Raw genomic sequence first — 1,875 nt, 5'->3', positions numbered from 1 at the left:
CGTGCAGTTGCCGGGTGATCCGTTGACGGACCTGGGTGACCATGAGGTTGGCGAGGGCGACGAGATGCCACTTGTCGACTGCGATCCGCGCGTCCGGCAGGGCGGTGCGGATCCCGGATCGACAGGTACAACAGCGCCCGCCCGCACACCCGCCTCGGCAACGCCCCACCCGCCGAGTACGAGGCAGCGCACTGCGCTGAGCCCACCAAGTCATCGCGACCGGCAATGACACCTGCATAGACGTGGCATCAACGCGTAGATGTTTCAGTTTCTTCTGTGCTGGGGCTGTGTCAGGTGCTGGACCGGGTGTAGGCAGCGGCGCGCACCACATCGTCGTCCTCCAGTCCAGCTCCTAGTGCTCCGCCCACGGTGGCCAGGCTGGCGGTGAGCCAGCTGATCTTCGCGTAGTCCAAAGCGTTCACTGGGTGACCGGCGACACCGGCCAGTACCTGCTCGTCGATGAGCAGCAGCGCGCCGACCCAGGACAGGATGAATAAGCCGAGGTAGAACACCACAACCCCGATGGCCACGGTCGCGGTGGTGGCCAAATTGAACAGGATCACCTGCTCACGTTGGGCTCGCCGCCGTGGGCGCTCCCACAAGTCGGCTCCCAGGATCAGGGTGGCACTCACCGCCCCGATCGCCATCACCGCCAGCAGGACCAGGCGCACCGGCCCGTAGGCCATGGCCAGTACCCATAGGTCCGAGGCCACCAATGTCAGCATGCCGGTGGCCGCTGCCACGACCATCGCCCGGGAGAGCCGGGCCACGAAGGCCCAAGGCTGGTTGGCGCGGATCATGCCCAGCAGCAACCGCACGTTGCCGCTCAGCACTCGGGCCGTGAACTGCACGACGTTGTCGTCCGGGCGTTCGTCGAGATCGGTGGACAGCTGGTGGGCTCTTCGAGCAAGATCCCGCTGGGCGTTGAGGTCTTCGGCGTCGTAGCCCAGGAGCTGCCCGACCACGTGCACGGTGGTCTCTTGCACCTTCTGCCGCACGTGCACGGCTCCCAGGGTTGGGACGGAGACCAGTCCTACCCCGTGCACGGGGCTGAGCTGGGTGAGCACCGGACGTCGGCCGGTCTTCAGGGGGATCTCGGTGAGCACCACGGCCAAATCCCAGTTCTCCTCCAGCACGCGGTTTCGGGCCGCCTCCAGCAGGTCCAAGGTCTCGGTGGGTGGATCGACCAGCCGGTCTTCGGCCATCTTCAGTTGCCAGCGCACTCCCGGATACCGCTGCACCAAAATCTTGCGCACCGAGGTGGTGACCTCGGGGCCGAGCATCGCACTCAGGGATGGTGAGACCACCAGGCCGATGAGCAGCTCGGCATCGGAAAGGGGTTCGGCAGGATCGGCGGTGGATCGGCGACGCTTAGCAGTCACCGCTCCATGGTGAGGCAACCACGGGCCGATTGCCACTGGCTCGATGGAGCCCCAAGGTTTCGTGCAGCACCGCGGGCCGGATTCGGTGGTCGCCTCGATCCCGGAGAGAGCGGTGCTGCTCACTGCGAAATCCTCTCCCCGCCGACGCCGCCAGCGCGAAGACATCACAGCCAGCGGGCCCGGGACCTGCCGGTGTCGAGGACGGCTTCTCGATGATGCTGCAGTGACGGATCGGTTGAAGTGCTTCGGCGGTGTGGGAGCAGTGATCAGCGTGGGGCCGGTCGATTCCGTTCGGACAGGTGATGCATCGACTGCCCAGCGGCAGGTGCGGTACTGATGCGGGGGTACCCGGTGCAGGGGTGTCAAGGCCCAGCTCCGAAGACGGCAAGCCGGGCACGTGAAAGGCGAATTATGGCCCGCCGCAACCCGAGCGGGAAGGCATGTGTGGCACGAGGCGCCGAAGACGGGCCGGGCGTTTACTGCAGAGATAAAT

The 1,875-nt window shown here is 66.1% G+C and carries 2 protein-coding genes; both read right to left on the bottom strand.

Annotated features, from left to right (window positions below; all coding sequences use genetic code 11):
• A partial coding sequence (locus AC6CID_RS24955; protein ID WP_498354661.1) for a transposase occupies nucleotides 1-214 on the bottom strand: 214 nt, incomplete at its 3' end.
• Nucleotides 215-290: 76 nt separating this feature from the next.
• Nucleotides 291-1,382 (bottom strand): hypothetical protein, encoded by a 1,092-nt coding sequence (locus tag AC6CID_RS24950; protein ID WP_006551558.1) that lies wholly within the window; start codon nucleotides 1,380-1,382, stop codon nucleotides 291-293.
• Between the last annotated feature and the right edge of the window lie 493 nt (nucleotides 1,383-1,875).

The organism is Rhodococcus sp. GQ147 (assembly GCF_059759155.1).
Note: the sequence above shows the minus strand (reverse complement) of the source record. Positions and strands in the feature narration are given on the sequence as shown.